At 63.9% G+C, this 24,605-nt stretch carries 22 protein-coding genes; 9 read left to right on the forward strand and 13 right to left on the reverse strand.

Annotation, left to right across the window (positions count from 1 at the left end; all coding sequences use genetic code 11):
• The first annotated feature begins 3 nt into the window (after nucleotides 1-3).
• On the forward strand, nucleotides 4-813 hold the full coding sequence (locus CFR78_RS13275; protein ID WP_051672089.1) for a ribonuclease T2 family protein: 810 nt from the start codon (nucleotides 4-6) through the stop codon (nucleotides 811-813).
• A gap of 101 nt (nucleotides 814-914) precedes the next feature.
• On the opposite strand, the gene CFR78_RS13280 is transcribed toward CFR78_RS13275, so the two are convergent.
• The 6 genes from CFR78_RS13280 to CFR78_RS13305 form a co-directional block, all read right to left on the reverse strand.
• Nucleotides 915-2,516: a carboxylesterase/lipase family protein gene (locus CFR78_RS13280; protein WP_240471421.1), complete on the reverse strand. Its 1,602-nt coding sequence runs from the start codon at nucleotides 2,514-2,516 to the stop codon at nucleotides 915-917.
• Nucleotides 2,517-2,594: 78 nt separating this feature from the next.
• Entirely contained in the window at nucleotides 2,595-3,905 is a 1,311-nt protein-coding gene (locus CFR78_RS13285) for a phospholipase D-like domain-containing protein (RefSeq protein WP_258366135.1), read from the reverse strand.
• 75 nt (nucleotides 3,906-3,980) lie between these two features.
• A complete protein-coding gene (locus CFR78_RS13290) occupies nucleotides 3,981-4,895 on the reverse strand; it encodes a S1/P1 nuclease (RefSeq protein ID WP_034931339.1) in 915 nt (304 codons plus the stop codon).
• A gap of 46 nt (nucleotides 4,896-4,941) precedes the next feature.
• Complete coding sequence (locus CFR78_RS13295) at nucleotides 4,942-6,024, reverse strand: purine-nucleoside phosphorylase (RefSeq protein WP_034931337.1); 1,083 nt, start codon at nucleotides 6,022-6,024, stop codon at nucleotides 4,942-4,944.
• 218 nt (nucleotides 6,025-6,242) lie between these two features.
• Nucleotides 6,243-7,679, reverse strand: coding sequence for an amidohydrolase family protein (locus tag CFR78_RS13300; RefSeq protein WP_007398653.1), 1,437 nt, complete (start codon nucleotides 7,677-7,679; stop codon nucleotides 6,243-6,245).
• A gap of 57 nt (nucleotides 7,680-7,736) precedes the next feature.
• Nucleotides 7,737-8,969, reverse strand: a complete 1,233-nt coding sequence (locus CFR78_RS13305) for a cytosine deaminase (protein ID WP_240471418.1) — start codon at nucleotides 8,967-8,969, stop codon at nucleotides 7,737-7,739.
• A gap of 244 nt (nucleotides 8,970-9,213) precedes the next feature.
• Between CFR78_RS13305 and CFR78_RS13310 the strand changes: the two genes are divergently transcribed.
• From CFR78_RS13310 to CFR78_RS13345, 8 genes are read left to right on the forward strand one after another with little or no spacing between them, the layout of a single operon-like run.
• Nucleotides 9,214-10,203: an ABC transporter substrate-binding protein gene (locus CFR78_RS13310; RefSeq protein WP_034931379.1), complete on the forward strand. Its 990-nt coding sequence runs from the start codon at nucleotides 9,214-9,216 to the stop codon at nucleotides 10,201-10,203.
• On the forward strand, nucleotides 10,200-10,988 hold the full coding sequence (locus tag CFR78_RS13315; protein ID WP_034931335.1) for an ABC transporter ATP-binding protein: 789 nt from the start codon (nucleotides 10,200-10,202) through the stop codon (nucleotides 10,986-10,988). The genes CFR78_RS13310 and CFR78_RS13315 overlap by 4 nt, the downstream gene beginning before the upstream one ends.
• Nucleotides 10,989-10,992: 4 nt before the next feature.
• Entirely contained in the window at nucleotides 10,993-11,775 is a 783-nt protein-coding gene (locus tag CFR78_RS13320) for an ABC transporter permease (RefSeq protein ID WP_034931333.1), read from the forward strand.
• Nucleotides 11,776-11,807: 32 nt separating this feature from the next.
• On the forward strand, nucleotides 11,808-12,629 hold the full coding sequence (locus CFR78_RS13325) for a creatininase family protein (protein WP_034931330.1): 822 nt from the start codon (nucleotides 11,808-11,810) through the stop codon (nucleotides 12,627-12,629).
• Between the two features lie 25 nt (nucleotides 12,630-12,654).
• Nucleotides 12,655-14,016: an FAD-binding oxidoreductase gene (locus CFR78_RS13330; protein WP_034931327.1), complete on the forward strand. Its 1,362-nt coding sequence runs from the start codon at nucleotides 12,655-12,657 to the stop codon at nucleotides 14,014-14,016.
• Nucleotides 14,013-15,662: a CocE/NonD family hydrolase gene (locus CFR78_RS13335; RefSeq protein WP_110581257.1), complete on the forward strand. Its 1,650-nt coding sequence runs from the start codon at nucleotides 14,013-14,015 to the stop codon at nucleotides 15,660-15,662. The genes CFR78_RS13330 and CFR78_RS13335 overlap by 4 nt, the downstream gene beginning before the upstream one ends.
• Nucleotide 15,663: 1 nt before the next feature.
• Nucleotides 15,664-16,083 carry a cupin domain-containing protein gene (locus CFR78_RS13340; protein WP_034931323.1) on the forward strand — a complete coding sequence of 140 codons (420 nt, stop codon included), beginning with the start codon at nucleotides 15,664-15,666 and terminating at the stop codon, nucleotides 16,081-16,083.
• Nucleotides 16,084-16,093: 10 nt separating this feature from the next.
• Nucleotides 16,094-16,867 (forward strand): cysteine hydrolase family protein, encoded by a 774-nt coding sequence (locus CFR78_RS13345; RefSeq protein WP_034931322.1) that lies wholly within the window; start codon nucleotides 16,094-16,096, stop codon nucleotides 16,865-16,867.
• Nucleotides 16,868-16,922: 55 nt separating this feature from the next.
• Here CFR78_RS13345 and CFR78_RS13350 read toward each other — a convergent pair whose 3' ends face one another.
• From CFR78_RS13350 to CFR78_RS13380, 7 genes are all read right to left on the reverse strand, one after another.
• Nucleotides 16,923-18,446 carry a type 2 periplasmic-binding domain-containing protein gene (locus CFR78_RS13350; RefSeq protein ID WP_146221293.1) on the reverse strand — a complete coding sequence of 508 codons (1,524 nt, stop codon included), beginning with the start codon at nucleotides 18,444-18,446 and terminating at the stop codon, nucleotides 16,923-16,925.
• Nucleotides 18,447-18,508: 62 nt separating this feature from the next.
• Nucleotides 18,509-19,219, reverse strand: a complete 711-nt coding sequence (gene tenA / locus CFR78_RS13355; RefSeq protein WP_007398642.1) for a thiaminase II — start codon at nucleotides 19,217-19,219, stop codon at nucleotides 18,509-18,511.
• A gap of 58 nt (nucleotides 19,220-19,277) precedes the next feature.
• Entirely contained in the window at nucleotides 19,278-20,015 is a 738-nt protein-coding gene (locus CFR78_RS13360; protein ID WP_034931312.1) for a GntR family transcriptional regulator, read from the reverse strand.
• The gene (locus tag CFR78_RS13365) at nucleotides 20,012-21,523 is read right to left on the reverse strand and encodes an aldehyde dehydrogenase family protein (RefSeq protein WP_034931301.1); all 1,512 of its coding nucleotides are present in this window, start codon (nucleotides 21,521-21,523) and stop codon (nucleotides 20,012-20,014) included. Before CFR78_RS13365 ends, CFR78_RS13360 begins: the two co-directional genes overlap by 4 nt.
• Before the next feature lie 34 nt (nucleotides 21,524-21,557).
• Nucleotides 21,558-23,786, reverse strand: a complete 2,229-nt coding sequence (locus CFR78_RS13370; RefSeq protein WP_034931299.1) for a N,N-dimethylformamidase beta subunit family domain-containing protein — start codon at nucleotides 23,784-23,786, stop codon at nucleotides 21,558-21,560.
• Nucleotides 23,783-24,157: a hypothetical protein gene (locus tag CFR78_RS13375; protein ID WP_034931297.1), complete on the reverse strand. Its 375-nt coding sequence runs from the start codon at nucleotides 24,155-24,157 to the stop codon at nucleotides 23,783-23,785. The genes CFR78_RS13370 and CFR78_RS13375 overlap by 4 nt, the downstream gene beginning before the upstream one ends.
• A complete protein-coding gene (locus tag CFR78_RS13380) occupies nucleotides 24,154-24,564 on the reverse strand; it encodes an ABC transporter substrate-binding protein (protein ID WP_456305886.1) in 411 nt (136 codons plus the stop codon). The genes CFR78_RS13375 and CFR78_RS13380 overlap by 4 nt, the downstream gene beginning before the upstream one ends.
• Nucleotides 24,565-24,605: the final 41 nt, after the last annotated feature.

The following is a 24,605-nucleotide window of genomic DNA, read 5'->3' on the forward strand; positions in this document are numbered from 1 at the left end:
TGCATGCCGCACCGTGCCCTTACCCTTCTGCGTGGCCTGAAGCTGGCCACGCTTGCCTCCGCCGTGTGCCTTATGGCCGGGTGCGCCCATACGCCGCCTGCGGCTCGCACCGATGCGCTGTCGATACCCGTGGTCCAGCATGGGGATTTCGGGCATTACACCCTTGCGCTGACATGGCAGCCCGGTTTCTGCACGGACCAGCATGGCACGACCTGCCAGCCCGACCAGCCGCATACCCCGCTGGTCGGGCTGCATGGGCTGTGGGCTTCCCGCCCCGCCGACCTGGTACGCGATGGCCTGCCCGTGACGCTGTGGTGGATAAAGGGGTGTGACATCTACCAGCATGATGATACACCACCCCAATTGTCCCCCGCGCTGGCAAAACGGCTGTCGGCCACGGTGGCCCATACCCGCTCCAGCCTTGTCGTGCATGAATACACCAAGCATGTGCAGTGCTTCGGCATGAATGCCGAACGTTTCTTTACGGTTGCCAGCACGTTGCGTGACCGTTTTGCCGAAGGGCCGGTCGGCCGTGAACTCGAACACGATGCGGGTCAGGACATCAACAAGGCTGACGTGCTCGGCTGGTTTGAAAAAGCCTATGGTCCCCTGCCGCAGCGGGGCCTGCAGTTCCGCTGCAACACGGATGCGCAGGGCCGATCGGTGCTGGCGCAGCTGTGGTTCACGCTGGACCCGAAGGGACTGGGGCGTTTTCCCGCCGCATCCGGTTTCCTGCCCTCGCCGGACGTGCAGGATGACTGCCCTGCCCGCTTCCACATACCTACATGGCCGGCTACATCGTCGCCTGAATAGTTTTTCCGGCAAGCTGCGGGAGATGTCGCCTTTTTGAAAAAAGGCGACATCCAAAAACTTTTATTATGTTTTTACCATCAGGTTATCTTTTAAATCCTGTTTCAGGGGAACAGGCTGTCGGGAATGGTGGGATGCTGGTCCCAGAAGCCACAATGATGACGGGCCGCCACATCGTGGTCCACCCGGATGCCCCCGTTGGCTGGCAGGGCCAGTACCGTCACCTCGGGGTTGTGCGTGGACCAGGCGGGCCAGGGCGCGGTCGTGCCCGACCGGCCGAATGTGGCCCACATATCCATCATCCGTGCGGACAGGACCTGCTGCGCGGAAGATAGTGGCCCCGCAACGGATTTGTAACCAAACAGGTAAGGCAGTTCCGCCGTATGGGATGCGCCCCGGTCAAACCCCGGCACTTCGGGCAGTTTCATGGCAAGCGAACGGAAGCGCGGCGCGGTCTGGTCCGCGAATTCGTAAACGGCGACATGGGCCTGGCCATCCAGCATGGCGGCCGCGCGCAGCGCGGGGCAGATGAACATCTGGTCGGTGCGCAGGGCGGCAAGGGCATAGGCCGGGTCCTGCCCCGCAACCAGGGGGTATTCCTTCAGCAGCTCCGCCGCAAGGCCAGCATAATCCTGTTTCAGCAACGCATGGTAACGCGCGGGGGAAAGCGGATAGTAACCCGCCAGGAATGACCGCAGTTCATCGTGGTTGAAGCCGATAAGAACGGGGATGCTTCCCGTCGCCCCCGCGCGGATTGCCTCATCTACCGGGCGGGGCTGCAGTGCCGCGCCAGACGGCGTGATGGGAAAGAGCGGGCGGGAAACGGTGCTGCCATCCTTCAGGGTGACGGTGGGCTGCTGCCATACTTTGTCCCATGCCGAAAGCAGGGTTTGCGTTGGCAGGCGCTTCAGGCACGCCAGCGGGTCAGGCCCCGTACAGCCTGCCGCCTGTGCCGTTGCCGTCCCGATGCCTTCCATCACCGCGCGGGACGGGCGGCCGGGACAGAACCCGCTTTGCATGATGGCCTGCGTGACCAGCCCGTGGGCCGCCGGGGCAACAATTACGTCGCATATGTCTGCCGCCCCGGCGGATTCCCCCGCCACGGTCATGCCTGTCGCATCCCCCCCGAATGCCGCGATATTGGTGCGGGTCCACTTCAGTGCCGATATGATATCGCTCAGCGCCAGATCGCCCTGTGGCCGTGCCTGCGTGCCGCCAAGGGCAAGAAAACCGAAAACCCCCAGCCGGTAGGTGGGAATGACCACGATGGAACGGGTGCGGGTGGCAAATGCCGTCCCGTCATAGATGGTGGGCGTGCCGGTCTGGTTGCCGCCCCCGTGAATGAAGATGGTGACCGGCAGGCGGGCATGCGCGTCCACGCCCGCCGGGCGGTAGATGTTCAGGTAGAGGCAGTCCTCGTTCACCGTCTCGTCCGCATCGGCGCTGAGCGGGGCCGAACAGCCCTGATGCGCAGCTGTCGCCTGGACGGGGGCAGGAAAGGATGCCAGCGGTGCTGAAACCTGCCACCTGCCCTGTCCCACCGGCGGCGGCGCGAATGGCACGCCAAGGAACAGGTCGGCATTGTCCCGTGTTATGCCCGAGACCATGCCCGCTGGCGCCCTGACCACAGGCGTCGCCGCATCCCCCGCCCATGCGGGCGGCATGCCCATGGTGGCGACAAGCGCCGCCGTGAAAAGACCGCGCATCACCGTCCGTCCATGCATGTCATCACCTGATTGCAATTGTTCCTGTTTCCGTATCATCACGCCCGCCCCTGCATCCGGTCAGTCGCGTCCGGGCATGGCGTAGGTTCTGCCGGCTTCCAGCGGCGTTACGTACGGCCCGGTCCAGTCATGCATGAAAATGGCGTTCAGGTCGCGTGCGGGCGACGCGCCATGCACGAAAATGGCCGCGTTGACCGATGTGGTGAAATAGCTGGGTTCCCAGTTGCCTGTGCCGATATAGACCGCATCATCATCCGCAACCGCGTATTTGCAGTGTTCAACCCGGGCATAGGGTATCTTTATACCCGGCACGTCGGGAACCGTGCTGAATTTGACCGACACATGCGGCAGGACCGCCAGTGACTTGAGATAGGACTGCATCGGTTCGGACAGCGCCCAGTGCGACACGATGACCTGCGTCTCCACCCCCCGCGCGGCCGCGTCCCGCAGGGCCGTATCCAGCACGGGCCAGTAGCCATGCGCGCCGTAATGGTTGAACGCGCTCATGGTCAGGACCTGCAGGCGCAGGGTCTTGCGGGCGCCATGGATCATGTCCACCAGCGCCCGGTCCTCGGTCGTGAGCATGGCCGGCATCATGGCCGCCGGGCTGAAGGCGGGGAAGGCGATCAGCGGCTGTGACCCGTCGGACAGGATGACCGGGCTGGCCTGCGTTACGGGTGCAAAATCCGGTGTTGCCGCAAACCGGGCATAGGCATCGGCAAGTGGCGTACCCTGTGCGAGCATCCACAACATGCCGAAATCCGATTCAAAATCCCGCGCGATGGGCGTATTGTCGATCCGTGCGCCAATTTCATGAATGTGTTCCAGCGCGCGCCAGTCCCAGTTCTGGCTGCCCACGAATACGCTGCTGCCGTCCACAACCATGTATTTCGCATGCAGGATGCCGCCGGTCAGCGCATGGCCGGGCAGGATGGCGGTCGTGACATTGGGCACCGCCTTCAGTTTTTCCAGAACACTTCCCGTTTCCTTCAGGAAGGACTGCTCCACGACAATACGCACCTGCACACCCGTCCGGGCGCGTTGTATCAGGGCGTCAAGGATGTCGGACATGCCATGGCCGGGTTTGTCCGTAATATAGAAAACCGCAGCATCAATGGTATGCTGGGCATGGCGGATCATGTCCAGCCAGACATCCCTGGTGCGGGCGATACCCGGCTGGCCGTACCGGGCGCCTTCCGGCACGCTCTCCACAATCTGGAAATCCCTGTGTCCGGTCTCCTGCGCCCCGGCCGGGCTGGCCTGGCCGTACAGGCAGGCCGCCACCACGGCGCAGGCAGGAGCCCACCGCAGGTGCCTGCGCCGTGGTGGGGTACGTCCGCGTGAAAGATGGCTGTGCTGGAAAAGGATCACGGCGTATTGCCCTTTTTTGAAATAAACATGAAATCCCGCCCCAGCCCGCAGGCCCGCGCGCAATGCCGGTTCGTGTTACCGTGCGGGTTTTAAGCTGACATCCGCCAGATCGCGGTTCAGCACGAATGCCAACCGCACCCCGGCCTTTTCCAGTTGCCGGGTTGCAATCGCGCGTGCCGTGGCATCATACCCGGCGGGCAGCGACAGGGGCGCGCCATCGGTGGAGCATCCCGCAGGCGGGTGGAAATCATACACGTATGTTTTTGCCAGGCCGAAGCTGTCCATCGCCCATTGCGCGATCGTGCCAGCCTGCCAAGCATCCTTCTGCGTGACGGAAATCTGGTCAAACAGCCGGTCGGCCAGATGCCGGGCATCGGGGTCGATTTCCGTTACCACCACCGTGTCCCAGTAGCTGTGCAGGTTGGTGGTGCGCGCCCCACCCAGGCTGATGCGCACGCAGTTGCCGCCACGGTCCTCATGGTCGGCCGCGTGCAGGGGCTGGTGCATGTCGCCTACGAAATGGATGACATATTTCAGCGCCACGGCACGATCCGCCACCGTTGTGGCGGGGTCGGACAGGACGTGTTCGAAATGTTCAAGCTGGCTGGTGACACAGGCCTGCCCGCCGCCCTGTGCCGGTGCCTGGCAGGCAGACGCCATGTCGGGGTGGTCGATTTCCATGTTGATGAAGTGCCATGCCCCGGTTTCCGGGTGGCCGGTGGTGCGCCAGTGATCGGCCCATGTCGAACGCGCGATGAAGTCGGGCGCGGTCAGCGCGTCATGATCCGTGGCAAGGATGGCATCGACCTTTGTCCGGGTGTCGGGTGTCATGTAATGCCACGCCAGGGCGGCAACGGCCTCGTGCCCTTCCACCCCCCATGCATGCGCCCTGCCCGGCAGCGCGGACAGGCCCAGAAGGGCCGCACCGATCAGGCACGCGCCCGCCCTGCGCCTGCCCGCCCGCCCTGCGGAGGATGTGCTGTTCATCATGGTATTCTCTCCTCTGCGGGACGCGGCCCGGTCCCCTGACGCGTTTTTATGAGGGGATGTTGTCGCGGTATTTCTTCCAGTTCGTCAGGATTTCCTCAATGACCGGCTCCCCTGCCCGTTCGTTGTTGTCGAACGCCAGCGACTGGCCCGGTCCCTCGTCCCCCATGGACCGGGTCACCGGCACGCCCGGTGGCGGGACCGAGAAATTGCTGCCCGAACGCAGCACCATGATCCGGTCGGGATCAACAAAGCCAAGAGTTGCCAGCGTGCGCATTTCGCGCTGGTAGGTCTGGCTTTCCTCATTCGTCATGACAAACTGGCCCTGCCCGTGCGTCCACAGCCGGACCCAGTCCTGTGCCCAGCGGTTGCGGGGGGCGCCGTGCCAGTAGCGCTCCGCGCCCAGCGTCTCGCCCAGCAGCACGAAGGGGGGCTTGCGGGCCTGGTCAAAGCCCGTCCATGCCCTGCGCCGCAGGGCAATGGCCGGATCATCGGCCAGGTTGACCTTCTGGCTGAGCGCGAACGCCCAGCGCGCCAGCCCCTGATTGAGGGGATAGGCCCGGGTCAGTTCCGCCACGTCGGTCACGGACCCGTAATGGTTGGGTGCCTCGGGCAGCATGTTGGGGCGTGAGGCCCCAATGGCGTACAGGCCGTAGGGCCAGTCCTTGGGGATGGTGCGGTCATCGATTTCGCGCAGGGCATCGCCATCAACGACCCAGCGCGCCCACGCCACGCTGCCGACCGATGCCACGTTCGGGTCCACACCGGAAATACCCGTGAACAGCCAGTAGGTGTGATGGAAATCGAAGCGCGGGTCGAGCACGAAGGCCGCAAGGTCGGTCACCCCATGGCGCAGCACCATGCCGTACAGTCCCGCCTTGTTGCGCCGGACAACGTCGGGCGCGCCACGGACGGGTACTTTTTCATCCAGGTGTTCGCGCTCCACCCAGTTCTGGTATTCACCGGGTTCGTCGCCGCTATCCGCCCCGTTTTCCCAGTTGGCCACGACAACGAAGCGGACCTCCTGCGCCTGCGGGGCCGCCTGCGCGGCCACGGGCAGGCAGGCGGCACCCGCCAGCATGAAAGATGTAAACATACCGGCAGGGAACCTGCTTCGCCTCTGGTCAGCCATCAGATACTTCCGTTTCCATTTCAGTCCCCGCCTGCCGTGGGCCACGGCAGCACTGGTACGGCCTTGCCGTGCCGCCGGCGGGACCGGATCATCACATCTGGTGCAGGAACCCCGCAAACGTTACCGATGCGATCCTATTGCGCCAAATAGAAAGAAGGCCACACGCTGTTGCATTTTAATTCACACCCTCCACCGCGTGGCCCCGCTTTCCCGCAGGGTTACCTGTGGTGGCCGGGCAGTGATGCCGCCACGCGCCGGTCGGCCTGTGCTTCCACCGTGTTGATGTCCTGTGTCAGCACCCGGCCATGGTCCACCACCAGCCTGCCGCCAACATAGACCTGCTCCAGATCCCGCTCCGACGCGGCAAGGACAAGGGTGGCGTAAGGGTCGAACACATGGGCAAGATGTGTGGGATCGATGATCAGGAAGTCAGCGAACTTGCCTGCCTCCAGGCTGCCCAGCCGGTCCGATACCTGCAGCACGGCGGCACTGCCCACCGTATGCAGGCGCAGCACGTCATAGGGGCTCATGATGCTGGCACTCTGGTATCTGTCACGTATGGCGTACAGCCCGGTGCGCATGTTCTCGAACGGGTCGGCCAGGTCGGCGCTGGCTTCCCCGTCCTCACCCATGCCAACGCGGATGCCGTTCTTCAGGTAGGTTGGAATATCCGCCGTGCCCGAAGCCAGCCGCCCGTTGGAAAGCGGGTTCCATGACATGGCGGCCCCGGCCCGGCCCGTCTGTGCCAGGATTTCGGGTGTGGTGTGGATGAAGTGGCCAAAGATCAGGCCCGGCCCCATCATCCCGCTCTGGGCAAAATAGGGAAAGACCGCCTGTTCGGCGGCAATGGTATCGGGCGGTTCAAGGTAATGGGTCTGGTTGCCCACCCCGAATTCCTTCATCAGCGCCGCCTCCATCATCGCTTCGGACAGGGCATGGGGCTGCGTGTCCTGGAAGGCGACGGTGCCGTTGAGCATGATGGACAGGAACGTGGTGCTGGCAGGCTGGGCCTTTGTCCAGTCAATGAAGCCGCGCAGATGCTGGCGCGCGCCATCAAGTGAATGGTCGGCCGCATCGGCCGTGGGGTTGATGCCGTGTACGAAGCGCAGGCCGGAATCCATTTCCGCGCGGAATTCCTGATGGTCCACGTTGTCACGTTCGGTCTTGGGCTGGCCCCAGTGGTTGCCGTAATTGAAGTTGTAGGCCGCCGTCACGCCGTGCTGCAGGTGGTCAAGCGCGCCATCAAGCGTGAACCAGTAGAAATCTTCCGCCTGTGCGCGGCTGGCGGTCTTGTCATACAGTGCGTCGATCCATCCCGGCAGCGTCTTGTCCTGCGCCAGCCCACGATAGGCGGCCTGCCACAGGTGGCTGTGGGCGGAAATGAAACCGGGCATGATCCAGTGCCCATGCGCATCAAGCGTGGTGGTGGCATGGATGCGGGCACCTGGCGCGCCCGGTGCGATGGACGTGATCCGGCCATCGGCATCAACGGTCATGTAGCCGGTAAAGGGCTTTTTATATTTATCGCCCATGGAAAATATATAGGCGTTTGTCACCAGCAGCGAGGGCTGGCTGCCAGCGGCGCCCGCCGGGGCCAGTGGCAGCATGCACAGCATGGTGGCCGCCAGCAGTGTCCTTCTTGCAATCGGTTTCATGTATGTTGGATCCATTTCCGGTAATATGAAATCGGTCGGGCACGGAACGCGGCCCCGCTAGGGGGCCGGCTGTTCCAGTTCGGCATAGGCGGGCACGCGCGCATCGAGTACCCGGCCGTGGCGGATGACAGTGCGCGGTGCCGCCGGGCGGGTGACAAGCTGGTTCATGTCGCGCGCTTCGAAAATGACCAGGTCAGCAGGGTTGCCGGCCCGCAGCGTCGTGTCCAGCCCCATCCAGCGTGCGGGGGTGACCGAAACCGACTGCCACCACCCGCCAAACGGATGGTCAAGATGCGCGATGCGCACGGCCTGTGAAAAGACTTCCGCCATGTCTAGGTCACCATAGGCATAGAACGGGTCGCGCGTGTTGTCGCTGGCGAACATGACCGGCACCCCCGCCGCATGCAGTTCGTGCACCATGCTCACGCCCCGCCACAGCGGGGTGCGGCCCGGCTGCCGGTCCTGCAGGTACAGGTTGCACATGGGCAGGCTGACAATGCCCATGCCCGCATCCGCAACACTTTGCACGATTTCCTTCTGCCGTGGCGCATCCTGCACCGACAGGCTGCAGCAGTGCCCGCACAGGACCGGCAGGCTGAAGCGGCGGCGCATGACCGTTTCGGCCACGGCCTGCAGGGCGGTGCCGCCACGCACGTTGTTTTCATCGACATGCAGGTCCAGCCCGCAGCCGAATTTTTCCGCAAGGGCAAACAGGCGCTCCAGGTGTTCGGGTGTTGCGTTGTCGTGCATGAGCACCGCGCCAAGACACGCGCCCGGTGTGGCCGCAACCTCCCGCGCAATGCGCTCCCCCTCATCCCCGGCATAGGATTGCGGCATGGCAAGCGATACGGCCTGCAGCGCGATCCGCCCGGCCCACTGTGCCTGCATTTCACGGATCAGGGGCCACACGGTGTGCCCATGCGCGCCCATGGTGTCCAGATGGGTGCGTACCGCCTGGGTTCCGTGGGCATGGGCGCAGCGCAGCGCGAAGGTCATGCGGCGGCGCACGTCTTCCACGCTCCAGTAGGCTTCGCGGTCCTGATTGACGGCCTGAAGTGCCCCCATGAACGTCCCATCGGGGTTGGGCGTGCGGTCCCATATGAACCCCTTGTCCAGATGGGTATGGATATCCGCCATGGCGGGCCAGACCATCGCGCCGCCAAGATGCGCCACCGGCAGCCCCGCACCGGGGGGCTGTTCGGAGATGGCGGCAATGCGCCCGTCCTCGATCACCAGGTTGCGGCGTAACAGGCCACCATCGGCGGCAGGCAGCGTGGCATCGGCCAGCATGTATGCATCATGGTTTAAAAAAAGTGCAAGATCCATCATCATTCCCGTGGGGCACCGCCCCGCCCTGCTGTATCCGTAATGCCATCGCATCATTAATCCCGTTTTCCGCCCCGATGGCAACGGAACAGCATGATGCCTGTTCGGCAACACGACGTATTCAAAATACCGCTTTATCAATACGAATTTATGATGTTACGCTACCGTTATCGTTGTGAAACCGGCTGCGGACATAATGGGGAAAGACATGCACAGACACGGCATAGGCAGGCGGAGCGTGCTGGCGGCCGGTGCCGCCGCCGCATTCCTGCGCGCGCGTCCCGCCCCGGCGGCGGACCAGCCTGCGCTGCGGCTGCTGACAAACTGGTACGCACAGGCCGAGCATGGCGGTTTCTATCAGGCCCGTGCGGCGGGACTGTATGCACGGGCGGGGGTTCCTGTATCCATTAAAATGGGTGGCCCGCAGGTCAACAACATGCAGCTGCTGCTTGGCGGGCAGGCCGACATCATGATCGGCAGCATGGAACTGGCGCTGCTGGCCGCCGCGAAGAACCTGCCGGTCGTGGCCATCGGCACGTCGTTCCAGAAATCCGTGACCGGATTCATGGTGCACAAGGACATCACGGCCATCGAACAGCTCAGGGGGCATCCCATCCTGATCAATACCGAAGGGCGGTCCACCTTCTGGCCCTGGCTGTGCGCGCGTTACGGTTTTTCGGACGGGCAGGCCGGTGTCTACACCTACAACATCCAGCCCTTTGTCATGAACCCGCGCCTGGCCATCCAGACATTCGTGACATCCGAACCCTTTGCCGCGACGCAGAAGGACATTCCCTTCAATTACCTGCTCCTATCCGATCTGGGCTACCACACCTATGGCAACGTGCTTCTGGCCACAAAAGACATCGTTGCCCGGCGCGGGGATGACGTGACGGCCTTCCTTCGCGCCAGTGCGCAGGGGTGGAAGGATTACCTGTACGCCGACCCGGCGGCGGGGGACAGGGAAATCGTTCTCGATAATCCCGCCATGTCGGCGGCCCAGCTGGACTATTCCCGCGCCGCGCTGCGCCGGATCGGGGCACTGGGGGAAAAGGGCGGCGTGATCGGTACCATGAATGACGCACGCTGGGCGGAACTGCATGACTTCGTGGTCCGTGACAACCATGCGCTCGATACCCCGACGTGGCGCGCGGCCTATACGACCGAATTCGTATCAAAGCTGGATATGACCGTATGATGGACCCCATAGTCGGCCTGTGGGGGGTCGAGAAGGTTTTTGGCAATGGTGTCCGTGCCCTCGCCCCGGTGAACCTTGCGGTCCAGCCGGGGGAGTTCATAAGCCTGATCGGGCCTTCGGGCTGTGGCAAGAGCACACTGCTCAAGGTCATCGCCTCCATCCATGCCCCCTCGGCGGGGCAGGTGCGCTGGTGGGGGCGGGATTTCGCGCATGTGGGTTCGGCCGGGCACAGGATGGCCTTCGTGTTCCAGGACCCCACCCTCATGCCTTGGGCGTGCATGGAAGATAACGTGCGCCTGCCGCTGGACCTGGAACGCATGCCCGCCACTACCGCCGGCCCGCTGGTCCGTGATGCGCTGGAACAGGTCGGGCTGGGGCATGTGCTCAGGCACTATCCCGCACAGCTGTCGGGGGGCATGAAGATGCGCGCCTCCATTGCCCGCGCGCTGGTGACACAGCCCGACCTGCTGCTGATGGACGAGCCTTTTGGCGCGCTGGACGAATTCTCCCGCAACCGGCTGGACGAGGAAATGGCCCGCCTGTGCTATGAAAAGGGACTGACCACGCTGTTTGTCACGCATTCGCTGTACGAGGCGGTTTTCCTGTCCTCACGCGTGATCGTCATGGCGGCCAACCCGGGGCGGATCTTTGGTGAATACCACATCGACCCGGCCATCCGCCGCGATGAGACATTCCGCCTGAGCGATGATTTTGCCCATATGTGCCGCGACCTGACCCAGATGCTGACCGAGGCGACACATGCAACCTTTTCCGGCGGAGCGTAGCGCCATGAACGCACGCCATATGGCCAGGCTGACCCTGATTGCCCCGACGCTGGTGGGGCTGTGCACGCTGGGGGTGTGGGAGGCGGCGTGCCGCCTGCTCTCCATCCCCTCCTACCTGTTCCCGGCCCCGTCCGATATCGCCGCCTCCCTTCATGCCAACTGGCCCATGCTGCTGCATGCGCTGGGCAGTACGCTGCAAGTCACGCTCGTCTCGCTGCTGGTCTCGGTCGCGCTGGGCACGGCCATCGCGGTGGTGCTGGTGCAGCACAAACTGCTGCAGGTCAGTTTCATGCCCTATGTCATCATCCTGCAGGTCACGCCCATCGCCGCCGTGGCGCCGCTGATCATCGTGCTGGTCAAGACAACGGGCGTGGCGCTGGTCCTGTGCTCCACGCTGATCGCCATCTTTCCCGTCATTTCCAACACGCTTATCGGCCTTGGCGCGGTGGACCCGGGGCTGGAAGCCTACTTCCGCATGCACAAGGCCACGCGCATGCAGACGCTGCTGCGCCTGCGCATTCCCAGTGCGCTGCCCATGTTCATGGCCGGGGTGCGCATTGCCAGCGGGCTGGCGCTTGTGGGCGCGGTGGTTGCGGAATTCGTGGCCGGCACGGGCGGGAACAGCGCCGGGCTTGCCTATGAAATCCTGCAATCGGGGTTCCAGATGGACATCCCGCGCATGTTTGCCGCCCTTTTCCTCATCACTGTCACGGGGCTGGTGCTGCATGGTGGCATGACCACCATCGAGCGCCTGCTGCTTGGGCGCTGGATGCGCCCGGCCACATGAACCGTGCCCCTTTTTTCGGAAGCTGACCTGACATGACCAATACCCTTCCCCGTCGCTACTGGCAGGACATGATCTCACGCGAGTTCCGTGAACTGCCGGACAATACGGTGGCAGTACTGCCCGTGGGCGCCATTGAACAGCACGGGCCGCACCTGCCCGTATGCGTGGACAGCTGCATCAATGCCGGGCTGCTGGAACGCGCGCTGGAACGTGCGCCCGCCGACCTGCCGATTACCGCCCTGCCCATTCAGGCCGTGGGCAAGAGTGACGAGCACATCGCCTATCCCGGCACGCTCACGCTTTCGGCCAACACGCTGCTCAATGTGCTGCTGGACCTTGGGGCCAGTGTGGCGCGCGCGGGCGTGCGCAGGCTGGTGCTGCTCAATTCCCACGGGGGGCAGCCGCAGATCCTTGATATCGTGGCGCGTGAACTGCGCCGGACCCACAACCTGTTTGTGGTATGCGTGGCATGGGGGCGTTTTGGCTGCCCCGAGGGTCTGTTCAGCACGACGGAGCTGAAATACGGCATTCATGGGGGCGATGTCGAAACATCGCTGATGTGCTACCTGCGCCCCGATCTGGTACAGATGGACCGGGCGGATAATTTCGTATCATGGCCCGAAGAAATGGCCCGCGAATACAAATGGCTGCAGGCCGAGGGGCGCGTGGGCTTCGGCTGGCATGCCCATGACCTGCATCCCGCCGGGGCGTGCGGGGACGCATCGGGTGCCACGGCGGAAAAAGGCCGGCTGGTGGCGGACCAGTACATCGCGGGCTTTCTGGAACTGATGGCGGAAGTCGCCCGCTACCCGCTGGAGCGCATCCGCCCCGCCACCCCCGATCTGGGCCGCTAGGCCGGCCAGGCAAAGGAGAGACGTTATGTCCGTGGAAGCCTTCCTTCGGGACCTGCCGCAGGTCACGGCCCAGACCGAGCCTGCCATCGTCAAGCGCAAGAGCCGGGATTTCTACTGGTACAGCCCGGCGCTGAAGGCGCGGCTGCACGGGCTTGCGGCACAGGCGGTTGTCATGCCCCGCACGACGGCGGATGTGCTGGCCATTGCGCATGCGGCACGCCGCCATGGGGTGGCGCTGACCGTGCGCGGTGGCGGCACGGGCAATTATGGCCAGGCCGTGCCGCTGGAACAGGGCGTGATCGTGGACATGACCGACATGAACCGCCTGCTGAAGGTGGAAAATGGCGTGGCCCGCGTGCAGGCAGGCGCCAACATGCTGGCGCTAGACCGGGAACTGCGCCAGCAGGGGCTGGAAATCCGCATGTTCCCCTCCACCAAGCGCACGGCGTCGGTGGGGGGATTCTACTGTGGTGGCTCGGGCGGGATCGGTTCGATCCGCTGGGGCGGGCTGAACAATCCGGGCAACCTGCTGGGCGGGCAGCTTGTCACACTGGCCGAACAGCCTGTGGTGGAGGAACTGCGCGGGCAGGATGCCTTCTGCCTGCTGCATGCCTATGGCACCACGGGCATCGTGACGGAACTGGACATTCCGGTTGAACCCGCAATTGACTGGCAGGACATGGTGCTGGGCTTTGCGGACTTTGCCGCCGCCGCCGCCTTCGGGCGCCTGCTGGCGCTGCAGCCGGGCATTGACCGCAAGCTGGTCAGCGTGGTCGAGGCGGGGCTGGTGCCGTATTTTCCGCATATGCCCGATGTCGTGCCGCCGGGGCAGGCCATCGTCATTGCCATGGTCGCCCCCGCCGCTGTGACGGTGGTGGAGGAACTGGCCCGCCTGCACAACGGCAGCCCGTGCTACCGCGCCGCCACGCATGAGGCGGAGGACAACCCCACGCAGATGCCGCTTTATGAACTGACGTGGAACCACACGACCCTGCAGGTGCTCAAAAAGGACAAGTCCTTCACGTATCTGCAATGCCTCCATCCCGTGCATGAAACGCTTGCCAGTGTCGCCACCATGGCCAGCCTGCTGGGGGACGAGGTGATGTTCCATCTGGAGTTCATGAACATTGGCGGCCAGATCACCTGTTCCGGCCTGCCGGTGATCCGGTTCACCACGCAGGAACGGCTGGATGAGATCATCGCCCTGTTCCGCGCGCATGGGGTCAATGTCGCCAACCCCCATGTCTATACGCTGGAGGAGGGCAGTCCCCACCAGAAGATCCCGCCTGCCCTGCTGGAAGCTAAGAAGCGCAATGACCCGCTGGGCCTGCTCAATCCCGGCAAGATGCGCAGCTTCGTACCGACCGGCCATGGTGTGCAGGCATGACGGATACGGCCCTTCATGCAGTGGCCCCGCCGCGCACCGGGCGCATGCGCACGCGCGACGGGACGACACTGGTGGCCGATATATGGCAGCCCGAAGGGGATGGCCCCTTCCCCGTGCTGCTGATGCGCCAGGCCTATGGGCGGCATATCGGCACATCGCTGTGCTACGCGCCGCCGGAATGGTATGCGGCGCGTGGGTATATTGTCGTGATGCAGGATGCGCGCGGGCGCGGTGAATCCGGTGGTGCGTTCGACCTGTTCCGCCATGAGGCGCAGGACGGGGTGGATACGGTCAACTGGGCGGCCGGACTGCCGGGCAGTTCCGGGCTGGTGGGGATGTTCGGTTTCTCGTTTCAGGGGACCAACCAGCTTCTGGCCGCAACGCAGCACTGCCCTGCCCTGCGCGCCCTTGCGCCCGCCATGATCGGCTGGGATCTTCGCCATGACTGGGCCTATGAAAACGGGGCCTTCCCGCTCCGCGCCAATCTGGGATGGGCGATACAGCTTGCCGCCGAGACCGCGCGGCTTGCAGGGGATCATGCGGCACAGGCAACCCTGTTCGCGGCGTCACGCGCCCTGTCCTTTTCCGGCCCCGCGCCGGTCAGGCCACCCGTCCTCGACCTGCTGCGCCGTTACAGCCATTACACCACATGGCTGGATACCCCGGCGGAGGACCCGTACTGGGCCACGATCTCGCCCGCCGCGCATCTGGATGCGATCATTGCCAACAAGCCGGCCGTTTTCCTGATTGGTGGCTGGTACGACAGTCACCTGCCGGGCACGCTGGCGGCATGGCGCGCGCTGTCGGGCCATGTTCCGGCCCGGCTGCTGGTGGGGCCATGGGGGCACTTCCCATGGGACCGCCGCACGGGGGACGTGGATTTTGGCAATGACGCGATAACCGACATAGACCAGCAGCAGGTCCGCTGGTTTGACCACTGGCTGAAAAACCGCCCCCCTGCCGTGCCCGATGCCCCCGTGCGCCTGTTCGACATGGGGGCGCATGCATGGCGTGATAGTGCGGACCTGCCTGGCCCCCGGGCCACGTTCCATCTGTCCGGCACGGGGCGGGCCGCCATCGATACGCGCGACGGGGCGTTGCTGCCCGCGGGCCAGGTGCCCCCTGCCGCCGTCGCCCAGTCCCTTACGCTTGACCCGTGGCGGCCCGCCCCGCCGCAGGGTGGCAGCTTTGGCATGCCGGTGGGCCCGGTTGACCGCAGCCGGACGGATGCCCGCTCCGATATCGCCACGTTCACCACGCCGCCGCTTGCCGCGTCACACCTGCTGGCCGGTGAGGTCCGGTGCCGGTTTGTGGTGCGCAGTACGCATCCATCCTTTGACCTGCATGCGGTACTGTCACGCGTTGCCACGACGGGGCAGGTCCATACCCTGGCGGAAGGCTATGCCGCCGCTCGGCCGGGGGAGACCACCGTGCCCATGCGCGCGACCTGCGCGCGCCTGCAACCGGGGGAGGCCCTGCGGCTGAGTGTCGCGCTCTCCTGTTTCCCGGCCTTTCCGCTCAATCCCGGCACCGGTGTCAGCCCCTGTGATGCCACGCTGGCGGACATGGGCGTGACCACCGTGCATATCCTGACCGGGGAGGACGGTACGAGCCTGCACCTCCCCCTTTCGCCTGCTGGAGAATGACATGAACGCCTTCTACAAGAGATCGGTCGACCAGATCGAGGCCCGTCGCATCTCACCAAACGACAGCAATTACTTCGTGCTGCTGTTCGATGAAAAGGACGGCGAAACAAGCTGCGTCGCCGTTGTTGAAATCTTCACGGTGGGCGGCAAGACCCCGCCCAACACGCACAAGGCCGCCGATGAACTGTTTTTTGTGCTCAGTGGCCAGGGGCGCGCGCTGTGCAACGGGCAGGCTACCGAACTGCGCAAGGGCGATGCCCTGCTGGTCAAGCCCGGATCGGAACATATCGTGGAAAATACCGGCGATACCAAGCTCTATACCCTGACGGTCATGGTGCCGGATGAAAAATTCGGCGCGCTGATCCGTCGCGGCACGCCCGTGACCCTTGATGATGAGGACCGTGCGGTCCTGTGCGGCTGAAAGAAGAACCATGAACCCTCTGGGCTGCAACACCCGCAACCGCTGGCAGGTATCGGACACCACCGCCAGTCTGGTCCGGCCACAGGTCGCACCGCGTCCCGTCACGGTCATGGCGCCGCCCAAACAGGTCACGTTTGACCTGGCGCGTACGGCCATCATCGTGATCGACATGCAGAATGATTTCTGTCACCCCGAAGGCTGGCTGGCTGGCATTGGCGTGGACATAACGCCCGCGCGTGCGCCGATCGCCCCTCTGGCCCGCCTGCTGCCCGCCCTGCGCGGTGCGGATGTGCCGGTTGTCTGGGTAAACTGGGGCAACCGGAAGGATCTGGCCAACATCCCGCCTTCCCTGCTGCATGTCTATGATCCGGCGGGCCAGGGTGTCGGGCTGGGTGGCACGCTGCCGGTGCAGGGCGCGCATGTACTGGAACAGGGCAGCTGGAGCGCGGGTATTGTGGATGAACTGGTGCCCGCACCCGATGATATCCACATCGACAAATACCGCATGAGCGGTTTCTGGGACACCATGCTGGACAGCGTGCTGCGGAACCTGCGGGTGGATACGCTTCTGTTCGCGGGTGTGAACATGGACCAGTGCGTCATGGCCACGTTGCAGGATGCAAGCTGCCTTGGGTATGACTGCATCCTGCTGGAAGACTGCGCGGCCACGACATCGCCCGACTTCTGTGCACGGGCCACGGTGTATAACGTGCGGCAGTGCTTCGGTTTCGTGACCAGCAGCGATGAATGCCTGCGTGCGATGGAGGCGGCACCGGACGCCTGATGGCGCTGGCAGGGGACATCGCCATCCGGCGCGCTGCAGGGCCGGGTTTCCGGGGCTACATCGGCCCCCTGGTCATGTCACAGTCATATTGTGGGATATCTTTCCTGAGCATGAGACAGACCGCCCGTGCCATCCGGTCGCGCAGGGATTCATTCAGGTCATGCGGGAATGCTTGGGCAGTGGCCACGACGTCCCTGACCTGGCGGTAGACCGGATCGTCCCGTACGGCCTGCTGGTCCCAGAACGGCCGGGTGCCAACCAGCAGGTGGCGTGCCGGCGTGCCTTCCGGCAGGTCGTGCGAGAAGGCGATGTAGGTTTTCATCTCCCTGCCCGTCATCATGGTCGTGAAATCCGTGCTGTCGGCCCTGCAGGTACGGTGCACGGCGCATGAGGCCCTGTTCGTGACGAATGCATCACTATACAGCATTGACTGACCGTTCTCCCCCCACGGGACGGGAATCATGACCAGGGATGCGGCCTGTGCGGGATTGAAGTGGTTGATATAAAAACTCTGTTCGGAAAACCCGATATCCAGTCCACTCCTGCCTTCAGCGAATATCCGGTCAACTTCGCCATCCGCGGCGCGGCTTGATGTGCCATCCACACAATGGTTCTCCTTCCCGTCCGTACAGGTAACGGCCAGTTTTTGCAGGCTGGCCACCACCTGCGGGTCCGGTGGCAGGCGGAAGGCATCGCGGATATGGTCATAGCCGTAGCGCTGCACATATCCGTCCATGTAAAGGGACGGCAGGCGGGTCGTGCCTGAAAAATCGGCGGAGATGTGGCGTTTTTCCGCCGGTTCACGCTGCACGAAAGCCAGAAGCTGCTCCAGGCCATGGATGTTGCGCATATCGGGGGAATAGGAATAGAGGAAATCAAGACACAGCCAGCTTGGCACGGCATAGGTCCCGCCATGATACTGCACGGCGTCGAGACCCGGCTGCCACGGTTCATCCCCGCTTATGCGCACCGGTGCGATACGGCCATGCGCGGCAAGGAAGGCGATGTATAACGTATCCAGTTCCACCACATCATAACCGCTGCCGGACAGAAGCCGCAGCAGGCGGGTCGGACTGTAGATGTCCACATCCTCGTTCATGACGGCGTTGAGGAGCACATCCGGGTTACGCTCCTGATAAACGGCAATGACATGCTGGACCAGCGCCCGGAAGTTTCCATGCGGCAGGCTGGGAATGAACGGGTAGAGCGCGACGTTGAGCACACGCTTCTGCCTGCCATTGAGCACGAGATACCCATCCATTCCGCCGGGTGTGATATGCATTTCCCGGGTTTTCAGGCCATTACAGTCAACGCTGCCGATCATGTCGCCGGCAGGGGCGCTGACATGCGCCACGTCATGTGCCCTGACCGTCAGGATGCCACTTGCCCTGCTACCCTTCACCACATGGCATGTCACATCGGCGGTGCCGGTGTTGCGGACAATCAGGTCACCGCAGAAAGCGGCATGCGGCAGGGCAAGCATGCCCGCGAGCAGGCAGGCACCGGCCTGCCAGGGCGGGAGCCACCCGTGTGATCGCAACAGGGACAGGCGACGCAGGCGAACGCGTGTGAAAAACATGCAGGCATTCCGGGCTATGGTGTGAACATATGCGATCATATCGGCATTGCGGGGCCATTGCGTCATGCCATGCCGGGTTGCCCTGCGGTCCAGAAGTCGGTTTCCAGTGCGACGGCGGTGGAGAACAGGCGGGTCAGTTCCGGCAGGCGGGCCATGCCGCCGCGCCGGGATGCCACAATATCAAGCCGGGCAAGACCCGTGCGGACCAGTGCCTGGTACGGTTCATCGGCATAGACGCTGAACCACGAGAAATAGGGGTTGCCTTCGCGCAGGGTTGCACGATCGGCCGCCAGCGCCAGCCCGATTTCGCCATACCCCACCAGACAGGCGGAAAGTGCTACCAGCAGGTCCAGCAGGTCGCCTGCCTGCGCGCGGTCAAGAATGAAGCCCGAATAGGCACGCAGTTCCTGCGCGGGCGGGTGCGCTTCCATTTCCTTGCGGCCAAGGCCCCAGCCTTCGCAGTAAGAGAAATGCATCGCCATTTCAGTATTCAGGATACCTGCCACAATATCGGCGCACTCCCGCATTTCCTCAAAGCTGTCGCTTTTATAGACTGCAAGCGCATAGGCGCGGGCGTAGTTGAGAAGATACAGGTAATCCTGCATGAGAAACGCCCGGAAGCGCGCGGGTTCCAGCGTGCCATCGGCCATGCCGCGCACGAACGGGTGGCGGATGTAGCCCTGCCATGCTTCCGGCACGGCATCGCGCAGCCGGGCGAAGAATGTTCCCTTTGCGTAATCGGTTGTACTGTCCGGCCGTGTATCAATATTCATGTCCGTCTGCTTTCCGTATTGCGTGCGCCCCGCTGGCGGGTGGCGGGCAGTGTGGCGGTCAGTCCGCCAGGTCGGTGGTTTCGTCCTCGGGCAGCTGGCCTGCCTGCATGACGTGTACACGCATCATCTGGTAGGCCAGTTCACCGTGGCCTTCCAGAATGGCATGGACAATGGTCTGGTGCTGGGCATGGGACACGTTCATCTGTTCGACCGACCCCATCCGTTCGACACGGGTATAGGGCAGTACGCGCTGGCGCATCTGCGTGACTGAATCAGCCATGATCTCGTTATGCGCACCCTGCCGGATCGCGGTATGCAGCCGTTCGTTATGCCGGTCGAAACCGGCACGGCTGCCCTGGCGTATGATGTCGGAGAGTTCTTCGTTGATGGTGTGCAGATGGTCGCGTTCCGCGTCGCTCATGCGTTCGGCCGCAAGCCGGGCGGTCGCGGCTTCCAGTTCGGCTATGACCTCCAGCGTCTGTATGACGCGCGTATCGTTCATCTTGGTCACGATCACGCCCTGACGCGGGCGGATCTCCACCGTGCCCTGTGCTGCCAGGCGGCGCAGGGCCTCGCGCACCGGTGTGCGCGAGACGCTGAACATCTGCCCCAGGCTTTCTTCTTCCAGCCACATGCCCGGTGTGAAGACGCCCGATGCAATCGCCTTCTGGATCCGTTCCTGCACGATACTGGCCAGCGTGGGCGCGCGCGTCGTGCCCTTGCGGGCGGTGCGGCGGCCACGCGCGCGGGCCATGGCCGGGTTCAGGTTCTCGGTCAGTTCATCTTCACCGGTCATAGGCGCGCTACAATTCCCTTCAGTTCGGTATAATGCTCTATAGCAGGGAAACCGGCGGCGCGCCCCCAGCCGGACTGCTTGAACCCACCCATGGGCAGGGCGGGATCAAAGAAATTATGCGTGTTGATGCATACATTGCCTGCCTTGATGCGCCGTGCCAGACGGTGGGCGCGCGACAGGCCGGTAGTCCAGATACTGGCATGCAGGCCGTAGACCGTATCATTGGCCATGCGCACCACATCATCGATCTGGCCATCGCCAAAGCGGCGGACGCACAGTACCGGCCCGAAGATCTCTTCGCGGTACAGCGCTGCCTCCGGGTCGACATCGACTGCAATGGTGGGCTGCATGAAATAGCCCGGCCCATCAACGGGCGCGCCCCCCGTTGCAAAGCAGGTACCCGCGCGTGACGCGGTGGCCAGATAGCCCGCCACCCGGTCGCGCTGTTCGGCTGAAACCAGCGGGCCGAGCCGTGTCGCCTCATCAAGGCCATGCCCGATGGCAAGGTTGCGGGCAAAGGCCGTAATGCCGTCAAGCAGGCGGTCATATATGCGTTCATGCACGAACACACGCGAGCCCGCCGTGCAGACCTGCCCCGCGCTGAAGAAAATGGCGGAGGCAATGCCTGGCACCGCCTGTTCAGGATCGGCGTCGTCCAGCACGATCATGGGCGATTTGCCACCCAGTTCCAGGAACACCCGCTTCATGTTGCCGGCCGCCGCGCGAATGATCCCGCGCCCGACCTGGGTGGAACCGGTAAAGGAAATCGCATCGACATCGGCATGGCTGGCAAGGGCGGCCCCCGCGGTTTCACCCTCCCCCGACACGATATTGACCACGCCGGGGGGGAAACCGGCCTGCTCAATCAGGTGACTCAGATGCAGCGTGGTCAGGGATGTCTGTTCGGCAGGCTTGACCACAACGGCGCAGCCTGCCGCCAGTGCCGGGGCCATGCGCCATATCGCGAGTTCCAGCGGGTAATTCCATGGCACGATGACCGCCACCACGCCCACCGGTTCGCGCTCCGTATAGGCATGGAAGGTGCCGGGGGCGGAAACGGGCACGCTCTCCCCGTTTATCTTGGTGGCCCAGCCCGCCATGTATTCCAGCATGCCGGTCGAGCCGGGCAGGTCAACGAGCCGGGTTTCAAAAACCGGCCGCCCCGTGTCAAGCGCTTCCAGCCGGGCGAACACATCCGCCTGCTGGTGCAGCAGGTCCGCCAGCCGCCACAGCAGGCGGCCACGATCCGCGCCGTTCATGCGCGACCACGGGCCGCTTTCCATCGCGCGCCGCGCGCTGATGACGGCAAGATCGATATCCGCGCTGCCCGAACGGGGAATACGTGCGATTTCACGCTCCGTGGCGGGATCGATGACGGGCAGTGTCTCCCCCGACAGGCTCTCGCGCCACTGGCCATCAATGAAGTTACGATGCGGCGCGGACAGGATGGCAAAGGCATCCGGCCCCAGAAGGGCTGCAAGGTCGGGTTCCATCCGGCGGCCCATCATTGTGAAGTTCTTTTCATCTTGTGGTTTCATCCTGTCAGAACGATACGGGCCTGGCCGCCGCGGCCGGCAGTTCAAAGGGAGTGGGATCGATGAAGCGCCGCACGACGTTGCCCGTCATGCGCGAGACGGAATTGTCATAACCCGCATGGGACAGGCTGCCGCTCCAGGCGATCGATCCGGTTGAAAATACCGCGCCCCCCTCAGCCGTTTCGAAAAACACGATTTCGGCACGGACCAGGTCGGACTGGGCCGCTCCCTGCCCTGCATAATTGATGAGCAGCGCACAGGTGGATGGAAGATAGGTGTTGGTATGTCCTTCCGACCGTGCAAGGACCAGCGTGTTCAGCGGCGTGCCTTTGGCGCTGTTGGCACGGTCGAGTTCTATGCCGGCCGCGCCCCCGCCAATCAGCCCGAAATCACCGATGATGTCGCCCTTCATGCCCTCGAACACGAAGGCGACGCGCGGGTTGTCGCTATCCGGCTGGCGGCGGAAGTAGGTGCACCTGTCAAACCCCTGCCCGATAAACCCGGACCCCAGGGTTTTATGTGGTGGCCGGCCGATCCGTTCCCACAGGCCACCATATTCGCCGCCGAAGGCATGGCAGCTTTCGCCGGGGTCGGTTATCCAGCCATTGCCAACCTCACAGCGGCGCAGTTCCATCACACCGGGAATGGCCGGATGATAGACGACCCGCCAGTACAGCGCGTTCCCCCCCAGTGAAACCAGTCGTCCGCCCTGCGCACGGTGTGCCGCCAGCGCATCGAGCATCCGGGTCGAGACATATTCCGGGTGGCTGGCCAGCATGACGCAGCGATAGGGGGCAAGGGCGTGCAGGCCCTCCCGGTCCAGATCCTCGTCGGTGATGATGTCGTAGTCGAATTTTTCATGCTCGAGCCAGTCGATGATATGCGTATCGGCATTCATCTGCCACAGGCCCGAACCCGTGCCCCCAAGCCATGACTGGTATTTGGGCCGCATGTTCAGCACCGGACGCAGGCGTGAGGAAATCATGATGCCCGACCCGTCGCTGTGCCGGTCATACAGCGAGGCGCCGAATTCACGCCGTTCGGCCAGGAACACGTCCGATGTGCCGAATACAGGCACATGGTCATGTACCCGCTCCGCCAGGGCGGCATCGATGGCAAGGTGCTCATTGGCATAGGCCAGGTAGCTTGCGGTCGGCAGGATGAAGACCAGCGGCGCGTGCCCGGTGCCCGGCGCGCGGCGGATGACGAAGGGGATATGGTCCTCATCCGTGGCGCTGCGCAGGCGGGCGGCGTACAGCCCGCTCTTCAGCCCCGGGGGGACCCGCCATGCGAAATCGCTGTCCCAGCAGGCATCCACCAGGTCATCTTCATGAAAATGGATGGCGCCATACTGTTCCGGCGCATCCTGCCAGGAGCGGACGGTACCGTTCCAGTTATGTCCGGTCATGGCGCGCGCGGGCATCTGCCACGTCCGTCCATGCAGCCTGAAGGGACCGTGGTCGCAGATATCCTGCCCATCGATCCCGATGGCAAAATCCCACTGCCCGATAACCGCGCCGGCATGGTCCGACAGGCACGGCGCCTCAAGCTTGCCATTGTAGAAACCGCTGAAGACCCTATCGCCCCCGGCCGTTGCTCGGGCCGCGATGATGATGCGTGCAGCGGGTGTCCATGCCGGTTCGATGCCACAGGCGACCGTGATGGCCGCGCTGTCGGCAATGCCGGCGCAGCTTTCCAGTGCGCCCTGTGTCAGGGTCAGTTCATTCCTGGCCGGATCAAGGGTGACGCGCACCCTGTACCATTCATGCCGGCGCATGGGAACGCCGGCCGCGCAGACGACACATCCCTGCGCGGCCTGCACCATGGCGTATGCGCCGTCCTCTCCCCTTATGCCAATTTCAATTCCACCACCCGATACGGGATCGCGCAGGCTGAACATGACCTGCCCCGCGCCATCGGCCCCGCTGCTTTCAGGCAGGGTCGGGCGTGCAAGCACGGACAGGCTCCAGCCCGCCGCCAGCTTTTCCAGCGGGACGGCGGCATCGACCATGATGCAGGATCCCGGATGGACCTTCTGCGTCCGGCCCTGGACACGCCATGCGGTGCCGGGTACCTCTTCCTCGCGGTAGCCGGAACCGGCGGGGTTCAGGTCGCCATTGATGATCCGCACGATTGTGGCGTCATACGCTTCCGCCGTTTCGCTGCTAATGTGAAAGGAGATTTCATCGCCTTCCGTCACGCTGATCTGGTCGGCATAGCCAAGCAGGGTCTTCATCGGGCCTCTCCCCCCGTATTTCGCGGGGCCGGGCCCGGTGATGCGGGGCCATCAAATTCGGCGGGCAGGCGCGTGCCGGTTTCCGCTTCCCATCGTCTGCGGAAGATGTCCCATTCCGCTTCCACAAGGTCGTCATATTCCACGCCCGGCACCGGCACCGGCGGCATGCCGCGTATGCCCGACAGGCGGGCCAGTGCCCACTTCCTGTGGGGTTCCAGGCAGATGATGCAGTATTTCCCGCCCATCGTGCCGGTGCGCAGGATGTTCAGCACCGCTTCCAGCGCCGGGCTGTGCAGGCCGATGGGACAGGCCCGGAATTCCCGCACCGGGCCGAGATCGGTCGGGTCGATCCGGGGGGCATTGGGTCTCATGTCCGTGTTTCCGTGGCAAAGCTGTCCAGCGGCGCCAGTTTTGAAATGACGCCGTAAGCCAGGCAGAACTTCTCGAATGTCTCATAGCGCGCCGTATCCAGGTGCCCCGGGTTCTCGGGTATCCACCCGCTGGTCATGGCCCAGGCTTTTTCAAGCACGGGCGTGTCCTGTTCGGTATGTCTGGCGACAAAGGCGCGCCGCATGTCATCGGGATGGGCAAGCAGTGCCGCGCGCCCTTCCGCAACGGCGGCAATGAAGCGTGGAATGCGTGGGTCCGCCCGCAGGTCCTGCCGTGTCAGCATGATCAGTTCATCATACAGGGGCACGCCATGATCTTCCGGTGCGAAGAGGTTCTTCCGTACTTTTCGTGATGGGTATCTTGTACTGAGGTTCCGGAACTGGGAAATCCAGAAAGTCGTTCACTTTCATGGATATTCCCCAGTGTCAC

Source organism: Komagataeibacter rhaeticus (genome assembly GCF_003207855.1).
Lineage (GTDB): Bacteria > Pseudomonadota > Alphaproteobacteria > Acetobacterales > Acetobacteraceae > Komagataeibacter > Komagataeibacter rhaeticus.

Coding starts and splice junctions, on each gene's coding strand:
- CFR78_RS13275 (WP_051672089.1), top strand. CDS start 4: ATGCCGCACCGTGCCCTTACCCTTCTGCGTGGCCTGAAGCTGGCCACG.
- CFR78_RS13280 (WP_240471421.1), bottom strand. CDS start 2,516: ATGCGCGGTCTTTTCACGGCGGCGCTTGTCGCCACCATGGGCATGCCG.
- CFR78_RS13290 (WP_034931339.1), bottom strand. CDS start 4,895: ATGATGAACAGCACATCCTCCGCAGGGCGGGCGGGCAGGCGCAGGGCG.
- CFR78_RS13295 (WP_034931337.1), bottom strand. CDS start 6,024: ATGGCTGACCAGAGGCGAAGCAGGTTCCCTGCCGGTATGTTTACATCT.
- CFR78_RS13300 (WP_007398653.1), bottom strand. CDS start 7,679: ATGAAACCGATTGCAAGAAGGACACTGCTGGCGGCCACCATGCTGTGC.
- CFR78_RS13305 (WP_240471418.1), bottom strand. CDS start 8,969: ATGCTGGCCGATGCCACGCTGCCTGCCGCCGATGGTGGCCTGTTACGC.
- CFR78_RS13310 (WP_034931379.1), top strand. CDS start 9,214: ATGCACAGACACGGCATAGGCAGGCGGAGCGTGCTGGCGGCCGGTGCC.
- CFR78_RS13315 (WP_034931335.1), top strand. CDS start 10,200: ATGATGGACCCCATAGTCGGCCTGTGGGGGGTCGAGAAGGTTTTTGGC.
- CFR78_RS13320 (WP_034931333.1), top strand. CDS start 10,993: ATGAACGCACGCCATATGGCCAGGCTGACCCTGATTGCCCCGACGCTG.
- CFR78_RS13325 (WP_034931330.1), top strand. CDS start 11,808: ATGACCAATACCCTTCCCCGTCGCTACTGGCAGGACATGATCTCACGC.
- CFR78_RS13330 (WP_034931327.1), top strand. CDS start 12,655: ATGTCCGTGGAAGCCTTCCTTCGGGACCTGCCGCAGGTCACGGCCCAG.
- CFR78_RS13335 (WP_110581257.1), top strand. CDS start 14,013: ATGACGGATACGGCCCTTCATGCAGTGGCCCCGCCGCGCACCGGGCGC.
- CFR78_RS13340 (WP_034931323.1), top strand. CDS start 15,664: ATGAACGCCTTCTACAAGAGATCGGTCGACCAGATCGAGGCCCGTCGC.
- CFR78_RS13345 (WP_034931322.1), top strand. CDS start 16,094: ATGAACCCTCTGGGCTGCAACACCCGCAACCGCTGGCAGGTATCGGAC.
- CFR78_RS13350 (WP_146221293.1), bottom strand. CDS start 18,446: ATGTTTTTCACACGCGTTCGCCTGCGTCGCCTGTCCCTGTTGCGATCA.
- tenA (WP_007398642.1), bottom strand. CDS start 19,219: ATGAATATTGATACACGGCCGGACAGTACAACCGATTACGCAAAGGGA.
- CFR78_RS13360 (WP_034931312.1), bottom strand. CDS start 20,015: ATGACCGGTGAAGATGAACTGACCGAGAACCTGAACCCGGCCATGGCC.
- CFR78_RS13365 (WP_034931301.1), bottom strand. CDS start 21,523: ATGATGGGCCGCCGGATGGAACCCGACCTTGCAGCCCTTCTGGGGCCG.
- CFR78_RS13370 (WP_034931299.1), bottom strand. CDS start 23,786: ATGAAGACCCTGCTTGGCTATGCCGACCAGATCAGCGTGACGGAAGGC.
- CFR78_RS13375 (WP_034931297.1), bottom strand. CDS start 24,157: ATGAGACCCAATGCCCCCCGGATCGACCCGACCGATCTCGGCCCGGTG.